The 18920-nt window shown below is 64.6% G+C and carries 16 protein-coding genes; 8 read left to right on the top strand and 8 right to left on the bottom strand.

Translation table 11 applies throughout. The features are described 5' to 3' along the window. Positions 1–6: 6 nt before the first annotated feature. The 3 genes from HB634_RS09275 to HB634_RS09265 all read right to left on the bottom strand — a co-directional run bounded on the left by HB634_RS09275 (position 7) and on the right by HB634_RS09265 (position 1466). The gene (locus HB634_RS09275; RefSeq protein WP_063573437.1) at positions 7–543 is read right to left on the bottom strand and encodes a GNAT family N-acetyltransferase; all 537 of its coding nucleotides are present in this window, start codon (positions 541–543) and stop codon (positions 7–9) included. Between the two features lie 22 nt (positions 544–565). Further along, complete coding sequence (locus HB634_RS09270) at positions 566–1027, bottom strand: SET domain-containing protein (RefSeq protein WP_213948367.1); 462 nt, start codon at positions 1025–1027, stop codon at positions 566–568. A 106-nt stretch (positions 1028–1133) separates the two neighbouring features. Then, positions 1134–1466: a helix-hairpin-helix domain-containing protein gene (locus HB634_RS09265; RefSeq protein WP_213948366.1), complete on the bottom strand. Its 333-nt coding sequence runs from the start codon at positions 1464–1466 to the stop codon at positions 1134–1136. A 206-nt stretch (positions 1467–1672) separates the two neighbouring features. Here HB634_RS09265 and HB634_RS09260 point away from each other — a divergent pair, with 206 nt between their 5' ends. The 4 genes from HB634_RS09260 to HB634_RS09245 all read left to right on the top strand — a co-directional run bounded on the left by HB634_RS09260 (position 1673) and on the right by HB634_RS09245 (position 5655). Further along, positions 1673–3115 carry a M20 family metallopeptidase gene (locus HB634_RS09260; RefSeq protein ID WP_063573291.1) on the top strand — a complete coding sequence of 481 codons (1443 nt, stop codon included), beginning with the start codon at positions 1673–1675 and terminating at the stop codon, positions 3113–3115. Continuing rightward, a complete protein-coding gene (locus tag HB634_RS09255; protein WP_063573292.1) occupies positions 3112–3816 on the top strand; it encodes a YggS family pyridoxal phosphate-dependent enzyme in 705 nt (234 codons plus the stop codon). Before HB634_RS09260 ends, HB634_RS09255 begins: the two co-directional genes overlap by 4 nt. Positions 3817–4082: 266 nt before the next feature. Beyond that, a complete protein-coding gene (locus HB634_RS09250) occupies positions 4083–4799 on the top strand; it encodes a C40 family peptidase (protein ID WP_213948365.1) in 717 nt (238 codons plus the stop codon). Positions 4800–4890: 91 nt separating this feature from the next. Beyond that, positions 4891–5655: a pseudouridine synthase gene (locus tag HB634_RS09245; protein ID WP_213948364.1), complete on the top strand. Its 765-nt coding sequence runs from the start codon at positions 4891–4893 to the stop codon at positions 5653–5655. 33 nt (positions 5656–5688) lie between these two features. Here HB634_RS09245 and kbl read toward each other — a convergent pair whose 3' ends face one another. From kbl to tdh, 3 genes are all read right to left on the bottom strand, one after another. Further along, positions 5689–6888 (bottom strand): glycine C-acetyltransferase, encoded by a 1200-nt coding sequence (gene kbl / locus HB634_RS09240; protein WP_213948363.1) that lies wholly within the window; start codon positions 6886–6888, stop codon positions 5689–5691. 79 nt (positions 6889–6967) lie between these two features. Next, positions 6968–10567: a DUF748 domain-containing protein gene (locus HB634_RS09235; RefSeq protein WP_213948362.1), complete on the bottom strand. Its 3600-nt coding sequence runs from the start codon at positions 10565–10567 to the stop codon at positions 6968–6970. 100 nt (positions 10568–10667) lie between these two features. Continuing rightward, positions 10668–11690 (bottom strand): L-threonine 3-dehydrogenase, encoded by a 1023-nt coding sequence (tdh, locus tag HB634_RS09230; RefSeq protein ID WP_063572233.1) that lies wholly within the window; start codon positions 11688–11690, stop codon positions 10668–10670. Positions 11691–11878: 188 nt separating this feature from the next. Here tdh and HB634_RS09225 point away from each other — a divergent pair, with 188 nt between their 5' ends. Next, entirely contained in the window at positions 11879–14017 is a 2139-nt protein-coding gene (locus HB634_RS09225; protein ID WP_213948361.1) for a S46 family peptidase, read from the top strand. A gap of 143 nt (positions 14018–14160) precedes the next feature. Here the strand turns inward: HB634_RS09225 and HB634_RS09220 are convergent, their stop codons facing one another. Together HB634_RS09220 and HB634_RS09215 are read right to left on the bottom strand one after the other, a co-directional pair. Next, entirely contained in the window at positions 14161–14514 is a 354-nt protein-coding gene (locus HB634_RS09220; RefSeq protein ID WP_213948360.1) for a hypothetical protein, read from the bottom strand. A gap of 556 nt (positions 14515–15070) precedes the next feature. After that, positions 15071–16066 (bottom strand): hypothetical protein, encoded by a 996-nt coding sequence (locus HB634_RS09215; protein ID WP_213948359.1) that lies wholly within the window; start codon positions 16064–16066, stop codon positions 15071–15073. 103 nt (positions 16067–16169) lie between these two features. Between HB634_RS09215 and miaA the strand changes: the two genes are divergently transcribed. From miaA to hflX, 3 genes are all read left to right on the top strand, one after another. Continuing rightward, entirely contained in the window at positions 16170–17150 is a 981-nt protein-coding gene (gene miaA, locus HB634_RS09210) for a tRNA (adenosine(37)-N6)-dimethylallyltransferase MiaA (protein WP_213948358.1), read from the top strand. A gap of 90 nt (positions 17151–17240) precedes the next feature. After that, positions 17241–17501, top strand: coding sequence for an RNA chaperone Hfq (gene hfq / locus HB634_RS09205; RefSeq protein ID WP_213948357.1), 261 nt, complete (start codon positions 17241–17243; stop codon positions 17499–17501). A 92-nt stretch (positions 17502–17593) separates the two neighbouring features. Beyond that, positions 17594–18901 (top strand): ribosome rescue GTPase HflX, encoded by a 1308-nt coding sequence (gene hflX, locus HB634_RS09200; protein ID WP_063574035.1) that lies wholly within the window; start codon positions 17594–17596, stop codon positions 18899–18901. Positions 18902–18920 lie beyond the last annotated feature (19 nt).

Here is an 18920-nt window from a genome sequence, read left to right as displayed (position 1 = left end):
GTGCGATCAGCTCGCGCGGCGGACTTCGCGATGGGGCGGGTAGTAAGCGAACAGATGCGTCGCGCCGCCGAGGAAATCGATGTTGTCGATGTGCTCGCCGCCAAGACGCTCGGCCACGTGGTCGGAGGCTTCATTGCCGATGCGCACGAGACTGATCACGCGCTGCGCGTGCATCTCGTTCCATGCAAACGCGAGGATGGCTTCACCGGCTTCCGTGGCGTAGCCGTGGTGACGGTGTTCCGGCTTGAGCATCCAGCCCAGCTCGAGGTCGGGCCAGCCTTCCGGCTTCATCAGGCCGGCGCGGCCGATGAACTCGCCGCTGTGTCTCAGTTCGATGGCCCACATGCCGCAGCCGCGGAGTGCCCAGTGCCCAAGCAGCATGGCCATGGATCGCCACGCGTTCATGCGGTCCAGGGGCTGGCCGTCACCGATCCAGCGCGTGCTTTCGGCGTCCGCGAGCATTTTCGCGTAGTCGTCGAAGTGGCGTTCGGTGAGGGCGGTAAGCCGCAGGCGCGGCGTTTCCAGAACAGGGATATCGGACATTGCCATCGAAGTGACCAAGGAATCAGCCGAGCAGGGCGGCTAGGGCGCGCGTGCTCAGCGCGAGACTGTCCTGCCAGGACAAGCCGGTTATTTTCTCACCAGTTGCCGCGTCATTAAAGCTCTCGTTCTCATTTGGCGGAAGGAGATGCCGATAATCAACTGTTATTTCAGTGCCTTGCGGTAGGTTCTTCGCGGCAAAAATAAATCCCAGATGCCAGATTCCGGTCGGTTCGAAGCTGTGGTTGACGAAACATTCGTCTGGCCACTCGGGCGAAACGGTGTAGCGGTCCTCAAACCAGCGGGCCGCAGCGTACTGGTTGGCGGCCAGGGCCGGCGTGGCGAGGATGTCCGCCCAGGAGTGCGTACGGTCGATGGCATCGGGCGCGGTGACGATGCGTCCGGCGTCGACGGGTTCGTCGACGAACAAGCCCTTGCCAGCCCCGGGAATGCCCGAAGCGGCGATACGGTAACGCGGCAGGATCATCGGATCATCTGGCCCCTGTTCCCACCGGCAGGGCGAGAAAGCGCCGCCGGCACGGGGCGCGAGTGTAGCGCGTTCGGCCGGCGACGGAAGGGGGTGGGCCGGGTCGTCAGTCGTCCGTGCTGGCGGTGTTGGCCTTCGCCGGGCGGGCGGGACGGGTCTTTTTCGTCGGCTTGGCGGCGTCGACGAGGATGGATTCCCGGTTGCGGTCGACCAGTGATTGGCCGATGCCCTTGACCGACGTGAGCTGGTCGGCGCTGTCGAAATCGCCGTTGGCCTCCCGCCAGGCAATGATGGCCTGGGCCTTGGCGAGCCCCACGCCATCGAGGGACTGGGCGAGCGCGTTGGCATCGGCCGTATTGATGTTGACCGGCGTGCCGGCCACGGCGGGCATGGCGAAAAGCAGGGCGGTCAGGGCGAGGGTGAGAGCGAGGGGTTTCATAAAGCCTCCTGGTTGAATGCGCCGGATGACGCCGAAGCACTCTGCGCCGCGGTCCGGAACCGGCGAACCGGCGGGGTGACGTACTCGATGTGCGCGCCCGACGCGGCGTGCGCGGCTCCCGCGCCTACCTTGGGTGGGGCCACCCTGTCGGCGCCCCGACGAGGCGCTGTTACAATCCCGCTTTGACCTCACGAGTCCCCCTCGCCATGGATACCTCCCGCATTTCCTCCTTCGTCAGCGGCCTTTGGGACGCGGAAATCGTCCCGCAGCTGGTCGAGTACATCCGCATCCCCAACAAGTCGCCGATGTTCGACACGAAGTGGCGCGAGCATGGCTACATGGACCAGGCGGTGGCCCTCATGGAGACCTGGGCACGCTCGAAGCTGGGTGCCCTCGAAGGCGCCTCACTCGAAGTCGTGCGTCTGGAAGGCCGCACGCCGCTGATCTACATCGACGTGCCGGCACAGGGCGTACAGGGCGCAGGCACGGATGAAACCGTTGTGCTCTATGGCCACCTCGACAAGCAGCCGGAGATGACCGGCTGGGCCGATGACCTCGGTCCGTGGACGCCTGTCATCAAGGGCGACAAGCTTTACGGTCGTGGCGGCGCGGATGACGGCTACGCGATCTTCGGCTCGCTCGCGGCCTTGCTCGCCTTACGCGATCAGGGCGTGCCCCATGCGCGCTGCGTGATCATGATCGAGGCCTGCGAGGAGTCGGGCAGCTACGACCTGCCGTACTACGTCGACCATCTCGCCGACCGCATCGGCAACCCGGCCCTGGTCGTCTGCCTCGATTCGGGCTGCGGCAACTACGACCAGCTCTGGCTGACCACGTCGTTGCGAGGCATGACCGGCGGCAACCTGACGGTGCAGGTGCTTGAAGAGGGCGTGCATTCGGGCGATGCCTCCGGTGTGGTGCCGTCGAGCTTCCGCATCCTGCGCGACCTGCTGAGCCGCCTCGAGAACCCGCAGACCGGTGCCATCGTGCCGGCGGAGCTCTATGTCGACATCCCGGCGCAGCGCGTCGACCAGGCCCGCCGTTCGGCCGAGGTGCTGGGCAATGACATCTACGACAAGTTCCCATTCGTCGAGGGCATGAAGCCGGTCACCGATGACCTAGCCGAGCTCGTGCTCAACCGCACGTGGCGCCCCCAGCTCGCCGTTACGGGTGTGGGTGGCATGCCGGCCCTCGACAGCGCCGGTAACGTGTTGCGCCCGAAAACAGCGGTGAAGCTGAGCCTGCGCGTTCCGCCGACGCTGTCCGGTGCCGAGGCGGGCAAGTTCCTCAAGCAGTTGCTCGAGAAGGATCCGCCGTACGGCGCCAAGGTCACTTTCGACCTGGAAAAGGACGGCAGTGGCTGGAATGCGCCGGCCCTTTCGCCGTGGCTTGAGGAGGCGGTCGCCCGCGCCTCGGAGCATTACTTCGGCGCCCCCGCCGCTTACATGGGCGAGGGTGGCAGCATCCCCTTCATGGGCATGCTCGGTGAGAAGTTCCCGCAGGCGCAGTTCCTCATCACCGGCGTCCTCGGCCCGCATTCCAACGCCCACGGTCCGAACGAATTCCTGCACATTCCCACGGGCAAGCGCGTGAGCATGGTGGTGGCCGACGTGGTGGCACGTCACTTCCAGGAAGCCTCGAAGGCATGACCGCGGACCTCGCCACGCTCGACGGCCGCCTTGCGGCCGTGCGGGCGGCGATCGGGGCGGCCTGTGTGCAAGCCGGGCGCGATCCGGCCGAGGTGACCCTGCTTCCGGTGAGCAAGACGTTCGAGGCCCAGGTCGTGCGCGAGGCGGTGGGGTTGGGGCTGCGTCGTTTCGGAGAGAACAAGGTCCAGGAGATCCAGGCGAAGTCGGTGGCCCTGGCCGCCGAGGCATTGGACTGGGTTGTCATCGGCCACCTGCAGACGAACAAGGCGAAGCCCGTAGCGGCGATCGCGAGCGAAGTGCAGTCATTGGACCGCCTCGACCTCGCCGTGGCCCTGGACAGGGCGCTACAGGCCCAGGGCAGGGGCATCGACGTACTTATCCAGCTGAAGACCTCGCGGGAAGAGAGCAAGTTCGGGCTGGATCCGGACGGGCTACTCGCCTTCCTCGACCAGATGAGCGCGTTCTCGTCGTTGCGAGTACGCGGGCTGATGACCCTGGCCGAGGCCTCGGAGGACGAGGAGGTCGTGCGGGGATGTTTTCGGACCCTGTATCAGTGGCGTAACAGGGCTCGGGACGCAGGATTTTCCGTCGAACGGCTGTCCATGGGCATGAGTGGCGACTTCGCCCTGGCGATTAGTGAGGGCAGTACCGAAGTGCGAATCGGCAGTGCCATCTTTGGGGCAAGGAACGCCAAGCCCTAGCGGTGTCCAACAAGGGTAATTACCGGTCAGGCGGTCGTGACGACCCCCTTATCTGGTCACGAATGTGAAAGCAACCCTTTATATCCATTCAGTTTTCCGTCTCGCAGCCCGCGACTTCTTGCGACTTCTCTGAATATTTCCTAGGAATGGCATTTTTTAACTTTATGCCAACAACTAAATGGATGGGGTTTGATAACTTCACCCCTCGTTCACGGTCGTCCCACACTTTGGCGGCTTAACTTTCCGATGAAAAGGCCTTATCGCTCATGCTTTTAAAGCGACTGACCGCTCTCGCGTTAGCCACCATTTGTTTCGCCGCTGTAACACCTGCTTTTGCCGATTCGGTCACGCCTTCACAGGGTCTGGACCAGTCCGCAGCGCTCTTGTTGACCGATCTGCCGGTGTTCGCACCCGCCACGGCGCTCGCGCAGTCCACCATTCCCGACCTTGCGATCCTGACCGCGCCCAAGGCGCCGGCCGCCGCCACCGTCAAGCTCGCTTCCACCGATTCGGATACCGACAACCAGACCGCCGATGACGACGACAGCCTCGTCGCCGCCGCCACCGCAAAACTGGCCGGCCACGTCGACGGTCATGCTCGCGAGGCGCTCCTGGCCTTCGCCATGAAGCTCCGCGACATCCGTTACCAGCGTGGTGGCCGTGCGCCCTCCACCGGCTTCGATTGCAGCGGCTTCGTCCGCTACGTGTTCATCCACAGCATCGGCCTCGATCTTCCGACCAACTCGGCCAGCCAGTTCCTCGCTGGCCTGAAGGTCAAGCGCAACGACATGAAGACCGGCGACCTGGTCTTCTTCCGCACCCGCGGCAAGGCCATCTCGCATGTCGGTATCTACATCGACAATGGTCAGTTCATCCACTCCCCGTCGGCTGGCAAGACGGTGCGCGTGGACAGCCTGAATGAGGCCTACTGGGCCCAGCACTTCGTCGGCGCCAAGCGTCCCGAAGGTATCGCAAAGATCTGACGGAAGCCCTTCAACGACTATTTCCGAAACGGCGTGCTCCGGCATGCCGTTTTTTTTGTCTGCCGTTCCGGCCGGGCGGTATCCTATGTCGATGCCCCGTCAGCCTCCTTACGCGCCCGGTCCTCGGTCGCGCCGTCCTGCGACACCCGTTTTCGGCCTTGCCCGCGTGCTGTCCAAGCGCGGCATCTGCTCGCGTAGCCAAGGCGAGAAGCTTGCCCGTGAGGGCAGGGTCCGCGTGGATGGCAAGATCATCCGCGACCCCGAGTTTCCGATGGCCGGGCACGAGCGGATTGAACTCGACGGTGCGGCTGCGGAGTCGGCCGCGCCTGTCTATATCGCCATGAACAAGCCACGCGGTCTCGTCGTTTCGGCGGCCGACGAGCGTGGGCGCGATACGGTCTATTCGCTGCTCGAAGGCGCGAAGCTACCGTGGATCGGCCCGGTCGGCCGGCTCGACAAGGCGAGCGAGGGCTTGCTGCTGCTCAGCAACGACACGGTCTGGGCGGCGGGTATTACCGAACCGGCGACGCACGTCGCGAAGACCTATCACGTCCAGGTCGAGGGGCAGCCGGATGAGGCGACCGTTAACGCCATGCTGGAAGGCGTCGTCGAGGCAGGCGAGACGCTGCGGGCCACGGCTGTTTCCTTACTGCGCCAGGGCGAACGGAATGCCTGGCTGGAGGTGACCCTCGACGAGGGGCGTAACCGGCATATCCGCCGGTTACTGGCCGCGCTGGGTTTCGATGTCCGGCGGTTGCTGCGCACGGCGATCGGTGACCTGGTGTTAGGCGAGCTGGCCAAGGGGCAGTGGCGGCACCTCTCCGATGCCGAGGTCGCCGCCCTCAGGCGGCGCTGAGGCGGTCCGCGCGCCAGCGCGGACCGGTCAACCTCAGCCCTTCAACACACCCAACTGCCTGCCCACCCTGGTAAACGCAGCAATCGCCTTGTCCAGGTGCTCGCGCGTATGGCCCGCGCTCATCTGCGTGCGGATACGCGCCTTCCCCTGCGGGACGACCGGGAAGAAAAAGCCCGTGACGTAGATGCCTTCGTCGAGTAGCGCGGTGGCCATGGCCTGGGCCTGCTTGGCGTCGTAGATCATCACCGGGACGATCGGGTGCTGGCCGGGGCGGATGTCGAAACCGGCCTCGGTCATCTTTTCGCGGAAGTAACGCGTGTTTTCCTTCACTTTGTCGCGAAGGTCGCCGGCGGCGTCCAGCATGTCGAACACCTTGCTGCCGGCGGCAACGACGTGCGGCGGAAGCGAGTTCGAGAAGAGATAGGGCCGCGAGCGCTGGCGCAGCAGCTCGATCACCTCGCGACGGCCGGTGGTGAAGCCGCCGAGCGCACCGCCGAGAGCCTTGCCGAGCGTGCCGGTAATGATGTCGATCTTGTCGAGCACGCCGTGCAGCTCGGCGGAGCCGCGGCCCGTGTCGCCGAGGAAGCCGGTGCAATGGCATTCGTCGATATGGACGAGGGCGTTGTACTTCTTCGCCAGTGCCGTGATGTCGGCGAGCGGCGCGACGAAGCCGTCCATCGAGAAGGCGCCGTCGGTGGTGATCAGCTTGGTGCGCGCTCCGGCGGCATCGGCGGCCTGGAGCTGTGCTTCAAGGTCGGCCATGTCGCAGTTCGCATAGCGGAAGCGCTTGGCCTTGCACAGACGGATGCCATCGATGATGGAAGCATGGTTCAGCGCGTCGGAGATGATCGCGTCTTCTTCGCCAAGCAGCGGTTCGAACAAGCCGCCATTGGCATCGAAGCACGCCGCGTAAAGGATGGTGTCTTCCTTGCCGAAGAAGGCGGCGATTTTCGCTTCCAGCTCCTTGTGCAGGTCCTGCGTGCCGCAGATGAATCGCACGCTGGCCATGCCGAAGCCGTGGGTATCCAGCGCGTCCTTGGCCGCCTGGATCACTTCGGGGTGATCCGCCAGGCCCAGGTAGTTGTTCGCGCAGAAATTGAGCACCTTGCGGCCGCCCTCGAGTTCGATCTCGGCGGACTGCGGCGAAACGATGATGCGCTCGCTCTTGAACAGACCCTGTTCGCGAATGGAGTCGAGTTCGCTGGCGAAGCGCGTCTGGCCCGGATAGGTCATGGTCGGAAGTCCGGTGGGAGGAATTCTCAATTGTGAGGCCTCCCGCCCGATGAGAAAACCCGCAGAACCCCTTGGCGTGTCAGTGAAGTCCGAAATCCACGCGGGTGGTCTTCCCGCCGTCGTCGATCCCCTTCGGATCGAGCTTCGGCGCCAGCACGAACAATCGTTTGTCGTCGACTTTCCCCTGTAGCCATTGCCGCACCGCGTTGGCACGGCGCTCGGCCAGATGGCGCAAGGCATCGGCATCGACCGGCATATGGGTTTCCATCAACGTACGCATCTCCTCCGGCGGCTGAGACTTGGTCAGGCCGATGACGTTCTTCGGCTTGGGAAAGTCGGCGTGGCGATAGGCGCGCTCGAGATACTTGTCCTGTTCCTCGGCGGTGGGCGCCGATGTGTCGTCGCCCTTGGCGCTCACTTGCTCCTTGCGAATGAGATCTTCGACCATGACCTTGCGCAGGCCGGATTCATCCTTGCTCATGTCGATGCGACCGATGATGTCCAGACTCACCGAGGGCTTGTCACCCAGAACCTTGACGATCTGGCCGAGCTTGTCCTGGGCCGCCGCGTCGAGCACGTCCGAGCCTGGCGCGAACTCCACGTAGCCGAGGTCCTCGCGGCCACCACCGATGGAGGCGAGCAGTCGGAACGGGGAGGTCACCGCCTTGACGATGAGGTTGCCGATGGCTCGCCAGACCAGGCCGCCGACGCTGAAGTGCGGGTCATCGAGCGAGCCGGATACCGGCACGTGGACATCGATCCGTCCCTGGCTGTCCTTGAGCAATGCCACGGCGAGCTTGACCGGAAGGTGGCTGATGCCGGGTCCCTCGATGCGATCGCCGAAGGTGAGTTGGTCGATGAAAATGTGGTTGTCCGCGGCGAGCTTGCGCTGGTCGAGCGTGTAATGCACATCGACGTTGAGCCGTCCGCTGGCAATCGGGTACCCCGCGTACTTGCCTGAGTAGGGCGACAGGTTAGTGAGCTGGATGCCTTCGGCCTTCGCCGTGATGTCGAGAAAGGCGACCGGCGCGAGCGGATTGATGGTTCCCTCGATGTCGACCGGTGCATTGCTGTCCAGCTGACCCTGCAGCGTAAGCGCGGCGGGCGGGGCGCCCCCCGCCGTGCCGAACGCGCCGATCTTGCCGGTGAGTTGGGTGACATCCGCGGTGTAGTTCGGCTTGATGAAATTGTCGGTGTAGTTCAGCTGGCCGCGGGTCAGCGTGATCTGGCCAATGCGTATATCGGCATCGGGTCCGCTAGCGCCGGGGACCGGGACCGGCGCCGCGGCGGGTGCCGTCTTCGGTGCGGGATTCGCCTGGGCCTGGGTCACCGACACGGCGCCCGGCGCTTCGGGATTGGCGACGACATCCTGCACGTTGAGCCGCCCCGTCGCGTTGACGATGACGCGGGCGTAAAAATCGTCCAGTGCCAGGCCGCCAATCGCCACGCGAGGCACGCCGTCGCCGAGGGCGACAACCATGTTGCTGGCGCTGAGGGATGTCCAGCGGAGGAAGTCGTCGTTGGTGACCTTGTCGAGCACGCGTACGCGACCCAGCGTCGCCTTTCCGCGATAGCCGATCCGCGCCGTGTCCTTCAGCGCGCTGTAGCGGACCTGGCCGTCGAGGCTGAGCAGGCCGCTTCCCACGCGAACGTTGAGCGGCACGGTCACCAGGGTCTGCAGTGGCGCCACGTCGATACGCGTGCCCTGGATCTTCAGATCGGCATCCAGCGGTTCGGGCTTGATCGTACCGACGACGGCGAAGCTGCCGTCGCCGAGTGCGCCCTTGAGATCGAGCTTGAGCGGCTTGCGAAGATCGTCGGAGAGTCCATCGACGCTGAAGGCATTCGCGGTCATCGTCACCGCGCTGCGCTTACCCGGCGTCTTCGCGTCGCGCAGGCTGAGCTTGCCATCGTTCAGGCCCAGATGGGCGACGCTCCAGTGCCAGTCCGAGCCGGCGGGGTGGGCGGCCGACGAGGAGGGCGGCATCACACTTGCCAGGTCGACGTTGCCGTTGACCAGTCGCTGCACGTCGAGAGCCAGGCCCCCCAGCAGCAGCTCGTCCACGCGGGCTTCGCGGGTGGCGAGGTCGACCAGCGCGATCGTTGCCGACAGCGACGTCCACGTGACCGGCGAGGCGCGGCCGCCGCGTGGTACGAGCGTAAATTCGTCCAGGCGGGCTTTGGTGTTCGTGAGGCGAAGCGTGACGCCATCGTGCCAGCCTAGCGCCAGGGTACCTTCTGCGCCGACGTTGCCCCCGGTGATATCGGCGTTGAGCAGGGGCGGTGCCAGCGGCATCAGCGCCGGCAGCGAGACATTCTTGAGGGTGAGCTTGCCCAGGAAGCTGCCTGCGGGTAGATCCACCTTACCCTGCGTCGACACGGAGCCACCGGCCATCTGCGCCGACACGTCCAGCATCGCCGCCTGCGCCTTCACCGTGCTCAGTCCACGCAAGCTGCCTTGCATGTGGTCGAGATCCAGGTGGGCGGGCGAAGGCCCGGAGAGGTCCGCATACTGGAGGTGCGAATCCTTCAGCGTGAGGCTGTCGATGCGCACATCCATGGGCGCCGCTTTGGCATCGGAAGGGGGCGCGTGCGTCGCCGGGCCCGATGCCGTGAGTGCGTCGATATTGCTCCTGCCACCCGGCAGGCTCGCATAGCGCACCGATGCGCGTTCGAGGGTCACCGCGCCGAGCCGATAACGGGACGTGAGCGGCTCGAGCACGGTGAGGTCCGCGTCGCCATGGCCCAGCTCCAGCAACGCCGCGCCGTCCCTACCGGTGACCTTCAGTTCGTCGAGCGCCAGCCGGCCGTTGAGGCGGATGCTGGGATGCGCCTCGGCCATCACGAAGTTCAGGGCCAGGACCCCGGAAAGTTTGCCGCTCGGCACGGCGACGGGCAGCGGCGTGGGAACGAAACCGACGTAGCGGGCGAGGTCCAGGTGATCGAGCCGGAACGTAATCGACGACTCGCGGCTGCTGGCGAAGGGTTTGGTCTGGCCCTGCGCTTTCAGCGGACTGCCGTCGACGTTCATTGCCAGCAGCGGCTGCACGAAGATGTCGGTGTCGCTGGGCAGGCTCGCGATGAAGGGGATGCCGAGCTCGAGGTGATCGACGCGATGCGTCGCATTCAGGAGGCGGTCGTCGAAATCGATCTGACCACCGTGCAGGGCGATGTTCGACACGGCAAAACGCGCTGGACCCGTATCCGGCGCCGCCGGCTGGCTCGAAAGACGCTCGAGGATGTCGGTGAAGTTGAAGCGCTGCGGCGCGGTCCGCTGGAGGTGCACGCGCGGCGACTCGATGCGCAATTCGTCGAGGATCGGTGCCGCCCGGAACAGCGATGCCCACGAGGCGTTCGCGGTGAGCCGGTCGATTTCGACAAACGCGGTATGGCCGTCGGCCTCGGCGATGTGCAGGCGCTCGATGACGAGCTTCAGGGTGAACGGGTTCAGACTGACATCGCCGACGGTGACCGGACGTCCGAGCGCGGTGCTGGCGCGGGAAGCGATCTGTGAGCGAATGAGCGACGGTGCGGCAAGGAAGCCCAGCAAGCCAAAGAGGATCACGGCAATGAGGACGCCGAGCCCGATGCGCCGGCTGCGGCGCGACCGATAGACGGCCAGGGCCTGGTCGCGGCCCTTGTCCCAGCGGATGTTCCGCCACGCGATGCGTGTATCCATACTCCCGCCCCTTCACTGTATTGCCCCCGACGGAAAGTGTACTCGTCGGGGGCATGCGTGGGCGGGCGGTGCCTTACGGAATATCAGCCACGTGCGGGGCTCAGGTCCAGGAGCAGACGACCTTGCCGCTCTGCCCTGCATCCATCAGGTCGAAACCCCTCTGGAAGTCGTCGATGGCGATCTGGTGGGTGAGCACCTTCTGCAGCGGGAAGCCCGTCAGCACCATCTGGGTCATCTTGTACCAGGTCTCGTACATCTTGCGGCCGTAGATACCCTGCAGGGTGAGGCCCTTGAAGATGACCTTGTCCCAGTCGATGCCGGCGCCGCGCGGCATGATGCCGAGCATGGCGATCTTGCCGCCGTGGTACATGCAGTCGAGCATGTCGCCGAAGGCGCGCGGGTTGCCGCTCATCTCCAGGCCAACGTCGAAGCCCTCGATGTGGAGGTCCTTGACCACGTCCTTGAGCGACTGGTTGGCGACGTTGACGACGCGCGTGGCGCCCATGTCGGCGGCCAGCTTCAGGCGATAGTCGTTGACGTCGGTCACGACGACGTTACGCGCGCCGACGTGCTTGGCGATGCCCGCGGCGATGATGCCGATCGGGCCCGCTCCCGTGATCAGCACGTCTTCGCCGATCAGGTCGAATTCCAGCGCGCAGTGGGCGGCATTGCCGTACGGGTCGAAGAAGGCGGCCAGCTCGGACGGAATCTGATCCGGGATCGGCCACAGGTTCGAGGCCGGCATGGTCATGTATTCGGCGAAGGCGCCGTTACGGTTCACGCCGATGCCGACCGTGTTCGGGCAAAGGTGCTGGCGGCCGGCGCGGCAGTTGCGGCAATGACCGCAAACGATATGTCCTTCCGCCGATACGCGATCGCCGATCTTGTAGCCGGTGACGCCGGGGCCCATGTCGACCACGCGGCCGACGAACTCGTGGCCGATGGTCAGGCCCGGGGTGATCGTGCGCTGGGACCACTCGTCCCACTTATAGATGTGCAGGTCGGTACCGCAGATGGCGGTTTTCTCGACCTTGATCAGGACCTCGTTCGGACCGACCTGCGGAACCGGCACTTCTTCCATCCAGATGCCCTGTTCGGGCTTGCGCTTCACCAGCGCTCTCATCGTCTGCTGCATGGTTATCCAGGATTGTCGTGGGGACGGTCCGCGGCGCGGACCCAAACGGGGATTATAGTCCCGTGGGCCGTTGCCGGCGCTTGTGCGGCGCGGCATTGCCACCTCCGGAGGGAACCCTCTATGGTCGGGCGGACTTGATGGCCGACAGGGGCAACGAAATAATGCGGATCCGCTCGATGATGCTGGGAGCAGCCATGGCGCTGGCGCTGGATGCGAAGGCAGACGAAGGCATGTGGCTGCCGTCGCAGTTGCCCGGAATTGCGAAGAATCTCAAGGACGCCGGTTTCCGCGGCAACCCGAAGGACCTCGCCGACCTCACTCGGGCGCCCCTGAACGCGGTGGTCCGCATCGGTGGCGGCACCGGCTCGTTCGTGTCGGCGGACGGCCTGGTGGTGACCAACCACCACGTGGCCTTCGGCGTCATCCAGTACAACTCGAAGCCGGACCGTGATCTCATCACCAACGGTTACGTGGCCGCGGACCGTGCGGGCGAACTACCGGCCAATCCGGACTACCGCCTCCGCGTCACGGTCGGCTTCGAGAAAGTTACCGACCGCGTGCTCGCCGGTGCCCGGGGCAAGACGGGCAGGGCGTATTACGATGCGGTGGACGCGGCGAGCAAGGCGCTGGTCGCCGAGTGCGAGGCGGAAGCCGGCATCAAATGCAGCGTGGCCAACATGTTCTATGGCCGCGACTTCTATCTGGTTCGCCAGCTCGAGCTGCGCGACATCCGCCTCGTTTACGCGCCACCGCGCGCCATTGGCAATTACGGCGACGAGGTCGATAACTTCGTCTGGCCGCGCCACGCCGGCGACTTCACCATCCTGCGCGCCTATGTCGGCAAGGACGGCAAACCGGCTGATTTCTCGCCGGACAACGTGCCCTATCACCCGCCGTCGCATCTGCAGATCGCCACGGCAGGCGTGGCCGAGGGCGACTTCGTCATGCTCGCCGGCTATCCAGGCACCACGTATCGTCACCGCACGGCCGCTGAATTCGCCGACCAGATCGAGTGGCGACTGCCAACCTCGGTTGCGGTGTTGAAGGCCCTGCAGGACGTGATCGAGGCCGAGGGCAGGACCGACAAGGAGGCGGGCATCCGCTACGCCTCCCAGCTTCAGACCCTGAAGAACGGTATCAAGCGATTCAGCGGCGAACTGGAGGGCCTCGAGCGCAGCGATGCGGTCACGGTTCGTCGCGAGGACGAGGCGGCGATGCTCGCCTGGCTCGCTACGCAATCCGATGCGAAGACGCTCAAGCCTCAGATCGACCAGGCCATGGCACTCATCGCACAAGGCAAGGGCGTGCGCGAGCGCGACCTGCTCGTGGGCCTGCTGTCGAGCCAGACGCAGCTGATGCGTGGGGCATTGTCGGTCGATCGCCTCGCCGTGGAGCGTCCCAAGGCGGACGCCGAACGCGAGTCCGGCTATCAGAAGCGCGACGAGGAGCTCATCCAGAGCCAGCTGAAGCAGATCCAGCGCCGTTACGATGCGCGCGTGGAAAAGGCGCTGGTCACGTCGCTCATCACGCGCTATCAGAAGCTGCCGGACGCACAGCGCCTGCCTGAAGTCGACAAGGTCTTCGGCCGGACGTCAGCGGAACTCGCGAAAGCGCTCGATCACATCTACGGAGCGACGACGTTTGGCGACGAGGCCGAGCGGACGCGACTGTTCGCGGCGGCGCCGGCCGATATCGAGAAGAGTGACGACGCTTTGCTGGTCGCGGCCCGCGCGCTGCGTCCCGCACTCCTTCGCATTGAGGATGAACGCAAAGCGCGCGAAGGCGATCTCCTGCGCCTGCGTCCTTCCTATATGCAGGCGCTGATCGCTTATCGCGAGAAGCAGGGCAAGGCGGTGTATCCGGATGCCAACTCCACACTGCGCGTGAGTTTCGGCAAGGTCACACCGCTTAACGCACGCGATGCCGTCACCTACGCGCCCGTCACGACAGTGCAGGGCATCGTGGAAAAGAACACGGGCGTTGCCCCGTTCGATGCACCGAAGCCGCTGCTCGACGCTATTCACAAGGGTGACTTCGCCGGCTACGCCGACCCGAAGACGGGTGCGATGCCGGTCGACTTCCTGAGCAACCTCGACACGACGGGCGGTAACTCGGGTTCACCGGTGCTCAACGCAAAGGGTGAGCTGGCTGGCCTCAACTTCGACAGTAACTGGGAAGCCGTCAGCGCCAGTTGGATGTACGACCCACGCTACAAGCGCGCGATCCACGTCGATATGCGCTACATGCGTTGGTTGATGGACAAGGTGTATCCATCGCCGTCGCTGCTCAAGGAGCTGGGTGTTCCGGCTAAGTAGCGCGGCAGGCGAACGGCAGGCGAACGTCAGGCGTTATCCACACGGATTGTGGATACGACCTGCATAAACGTGTGGATAAGTCGGATCGGGCCTTTGCAGGCAAGGGCTTGCGTTGTGTTGGTCAGTGACTGACCACGAGCGGGTTAGTTGCCTCGAACTGACAGCAACTTGATCAGCACGGTGACGAATGCCGCGCCGGCGCTAAACCAGGCGAGAGCGATTGAACCGCTCACGACAGGGGTATACCAGCGGATTTCCAGCTGGGTCTTCATCGTATCCATGGCGAACTTTTTCGCCTCGGCGTCGGCCTTATCCCTCTCGGCACGCATCTTCATCGTTTCATCCAGGGACCGAGAGAACTCGAGATTCAATCGCCTTGCCTCCGCATACATCTTGTCGGTTTCCGCACGAGTGCGATTGAGGTCGGCATAGAATTTCTCGCGCTCGGTGGGCTCGTTCTCGGTGCGGTCTGTCGAATGGGCTTGTGCGGTCGTCATCGATGGAAGTCCAGCGTCGCGATGAGCGGGATATCCACTGCATCTGTGGGCGGAGTTTGTATAAGCGTGTGCATAAGTCAGTTAGTGGCTTGATGAGCAAGCACTTGCGTTACGTTGATCAGGCCTTGATCAGTGCGTTGGACGCCGGGTTTTCAAAGACTACCCCACCTTGTAGAGAGTGCGAGGTCAGGCGTCCCTGATTCTCATGCGCGGGATATCCACAGGGAATGTGGATAGCGCCTGCATAACCATGTGGACAAGTCCGTTTCGGCCTTCGCCACCATGCACTTGCGTTGTGCTGCTTACTTCTTGCTCACAGCCTGAAACCGACCTTCGCGATATCCACAGGGAGTGTGCACAGGCCTTGCATAAACCTGTGGACAACTTCGTTCTCGCCTTTGCCGCCATGCACTTGCGTTGCGGTGATCACGTAGTGACCAGGCGTACGACGACGAGCACTCGCGGGCGATATCCACAGGCTGTGTGGATACACCCTGCATAACCATGTGGATAAGTCGGTTTCGTCCTTATGCAGCGGCAGCTTGCATTGTGTTGGTCAATGCTTGACCGGTGTCGCTCTGCACGCGCGGGGGCACGCAAGCCGCGCCTTCGCCTTCCTGTAGTCGAGTGTCATGACGAAGGCATCGAGTACGTTTGCGCCGACGGCACCGTGAACAGCGCTGTCCGTGTATTCGGACATGAACGACTCGAAATTGCTGTCGGCGCGTTCCGTGAACCACACGGGACCGACCGACCAGCCAGCGATCTCGACCATCGGCACCTGGATCGCCCTCACGGCTTTCCCCGCTCCCAAGTCATCAGCGGCTCCGATCAGGGGCCATTCCGGGTGATCGGCGTGCCAGCGGTTCATGAGGGTGCTCGTGATGTAGCTCGCGACGCCCAGGCCGTTCATCGTTGGCGTCTTCATGGCCGCGACGCCAGCTTTCGTCGGTTGCGCCGTCGCGCCTGTATCCAGGAGTACGTCGACATCCTCTCCGGCGACGCGGATCGTCACCCGGGGGTAGGCGGTGGTAAGCGCTCCTTCTGGATTGCGTTGCATGCCCAGATCAAACGCATGCGCGTCGTTCGCAGGTTGCCAGGCATCATCCTCGACGCGAAGCTGCCGGGCAGGGTAGTCGAAGGTCCACGCGTGCGTGGCGAGGTAAGTGCCGCCTGCCAGCCCGTCCGCGTTGCCGATGGCAGACCCTGTATTCACCACGAGGATATCGCCGCAGTGGGATGCCGCCGCGGGAATCCCCGCACGTGGGGCGTACTCGGGGCGAGTGACGAACGTAGCTTTCGACTGAGCTTCCCATGGCTCTTTCGGGCAGACCGAAGGCTTTAGTTGCAGTCGGTCGGCCGCAGCACGCGTTATCCAGAAATTGCTTCCACCTGCGCCGGTATCGATGAGAATGCGCAGTGAGTGGCCGTCCTTCGTCGTCGGCGTGGCGAAGAAATGACCCGCCTCGTATACGGTCGGGACGACCGTGGCGGCATCTGCGGCGAAGACGGTTCCGAGCAGGGCGACCAGCGCCATCGACACACGCAACATGCTTCCGTTCTCCTTTTGAGTGCGTGTCGATCCTCGCATCGGCGCCGGGCGCCTGTCACCGGGGTGGGGTAACCTTGCGGTCGTTTGATCGAAGTCCGTGTTCATGAGCCTCGACACCCGCCCCCTCGCCATTTTCCTGATGGGCCCGACCGCCTCGGGCAAGACGGCGCTTGCCTGCGCGCTGGCCGATCGTTATCCGGTAGGTCTGATCAGTGTCGACTCGGCGCTGGTCTATCGCGGACTGGATATCGGTTCAGCCAAGCCGGACGCCGCGACCCTGGCGCGCTATCCGCACGAACTTGTCGATATCCGCGATCCGGCCCAGCCTTATTCGGCGGCGGACTTCCGTGGCGACGCGCTGGCCGCGATGACGCGTCTGAACGAGGCGGGTAAGGCGCCCCTCCTGGTCGGCGGCACGGGACTTTACTTCCGGGCGCTGCAACGAGGTCTGTCCGATCTTCCGGAAGCCGATCCCGCGCTGCGCGAACGTCTGGGCGCCGAAGCGGCGATCGTGGGTTGGGCGGCACTCCATGCCCGTATGGCAGCGCTGGATCCCGTGGCCGGTGAGCGTATTCGGCCCGGTGACGCCCAACGCATCCAGCGCGCCCTCGAGGTCATGGCGCTGACGGGCAAGCGCCTGACCGATCTGCAGAAGCAGGCGGTTGGCGATCGCCTGCCGTGGCGGGTGCTCAAGCTCGCCCTTCTGCCCGACGACCGCAAGGCCCTCCACGAGCGCATCGCCACGCGCTTCGACGCCATGCTGGGCGACGGTTTTCTCGATGAAGTCAGGGCCCTGAAGGCCCGTGGTGACCTGCATGCCGACCTCCCGGCGATCCGCGCCGTGGGCTACCGGCAGGCCTGGGAGTATCTGGACGGGCAGGGCGACGCCACGAACCTCCGCGACCGTGGTATCTATGCAACGCGGCAACTCGCGAAGCGGCAGATAACCTGGCTGCGCAGCGAGCTGGACGCGCGCATGTTTGACCCGGACCGGGGGGATCCGTTGCCGGAAGTGGACAGGGCTCTCGGGCAGTTCCTGGGAATGCCGATGTCGTCACGTCCGGTGCTTCCTGCTGGCGTTTAAAAGCAGTTAAGATTCAAGACACTTGGGCTGGGGCGCCATTTGGCGTTTTTTTACCCGGACCCGTACGAAAGGCGTAGGGGAGAAGAAGAAATGTCCAAAGGGCAGTCGTTGCAGGATCCGTTTTTGAATGCGCTTCGCCGTGAGCGTGTGCCGGTCGCCATTTACCTGGTGAACGGTATCAAGCTGCAGGGCACGATCGAGTCGTTCGACCAGTTCGTGGTTCTGCTGCGTAATCAGGTGAGCCAGATGGTCTACAAGCACGCCATCTCGACGGTCGTGCCGAGTCGCAATGTGCGGGTCGGTGGCCACGAGAATCACTCGGAATCGGGTGCGGGCGACGCCGAGGGTTGAGGGGCCCCGGTGACAACCCATATGTAAAGGGACGGGTGCGCGTATGCTTTGGCAGCGTGCACCCCTTCTTCTGCATGAGGTCATCCCCCTAAGTGTTCGATAGGCAAAAGAAAGGCGAGCGGGCCGTGCTGGTCCTGCCGCATTCGCGTGGCGAAGGCGACGCGATTCGTCGTGGCGAAGAATTCGCCGAACTGGTCGCTTCGGCCGGCGCCGAGGTCCTGGCCAGCATCCCGGCCCGGGTGGCGTCACCCAACCCCCGTTTCTACATAGGTAGCGGCAAGGCCGACGAGGTCGCCGAAGCCGTGCGCGCGCTCGAGGCCGATCTGGTCCTCGTCGATCACGAGCTCACGCCCGTGCAGGAGCGAAATCTTGAGAAGCACCTGGGGACGCGGGTCGTTGATCGCGCCGGGCTGATTCTCGACATCTTCGCCCAGCGCGCCCGCTCCCATGAAGGCAAGCTCGAAGTCGAGCTGGCCCAGCTCAAGCACATCGCGACTCGCCTGGTCCGCGGCTGGACCCATCTGGACGCCCAGCGCGGCGGTGCCATCGGCAACCGCGGCCCGGGCGAAACCCAGCTGGAAACCGACCGCCGCTTGCTTGCCGAACGGGTGAAGATGCTGAGCAAGCGTCTGGAGAAAGTGCAGACACAGCGCGACCAGCAGCGTCGCTCGCGCCTGCGCAACACGGTGCCGCGCGTGGCCCTGGTCGGCTACACCAATGCCGGCAAGTCCACGTTATTCAATACGCTGACCACCGGCGGCGTTTACGTCGCCGACCAGCTATTCGCCACCCTGGACCCCACGGTTCGCAAGATCGACGGCCTGTCCTGCGGCCCCGCGGTGATCGCCGACACGGTCGGTTTCATTCGGGAACTGCCGCATGACCTCGTCGCCGCTTTCCGCGCCACGCTGGCCGAGGCCCGCGACGCCGACCTGCTCATCCACGTCAGTGATGCCGCCGACGAGGAGCGCGACATGCTTCGCCGGGTGGTCAACGACGTGCTCGAGGAGATCGGTGCCGGCGACGTGCCCCAGCTGTCGGTGATGAACAAGGTCGATCTGATCGACGCCGAACCGCGGGTCGATCGCGGCGAAGACGGCAAGCCACGCCAGGTCTGGCTCTCGGCGGCGAGTGGCGCCGGGCTTGAAGGGCTGCGTGAGGCGCTGGGCGAGTTGCTTGGTGGCGACCGGATTCGTGCGGGTCTTGAGCTTCCTCTCAGTGCCGGCCGCCTTCATGCCCGTTTGAAAGCGGCTGGCGCGATCGCCGGGGAGGCCATCGACGAGCACGGCTGGCACCTGGATATCGACGCGCCGCGCTCAGTGCTGGCGCCGTTGATCGGCGACGATGCCAACGCCAGATCGCTCCGTGACCTGATCGACCCACCCCACGCGGAGTTCTGATCGGTCGCCATCGAGCACC

Origin of the sequence: Luteibacter sp. dw_328, assembly GCF_018449605.1 — a bacterium.
In the GTDB taxonomy this organism is placed as follows: domain Bacteria; phylum Pseudomonadota; class Gammaproteobacteria; order Xanthomonadales; family Rhodanobacteraceae; genus Luteibacter.
Note: the sequence above shows the minus strand (reverse complement) of the source record. Positions and strands in the feature narration are given on the sequence as shown.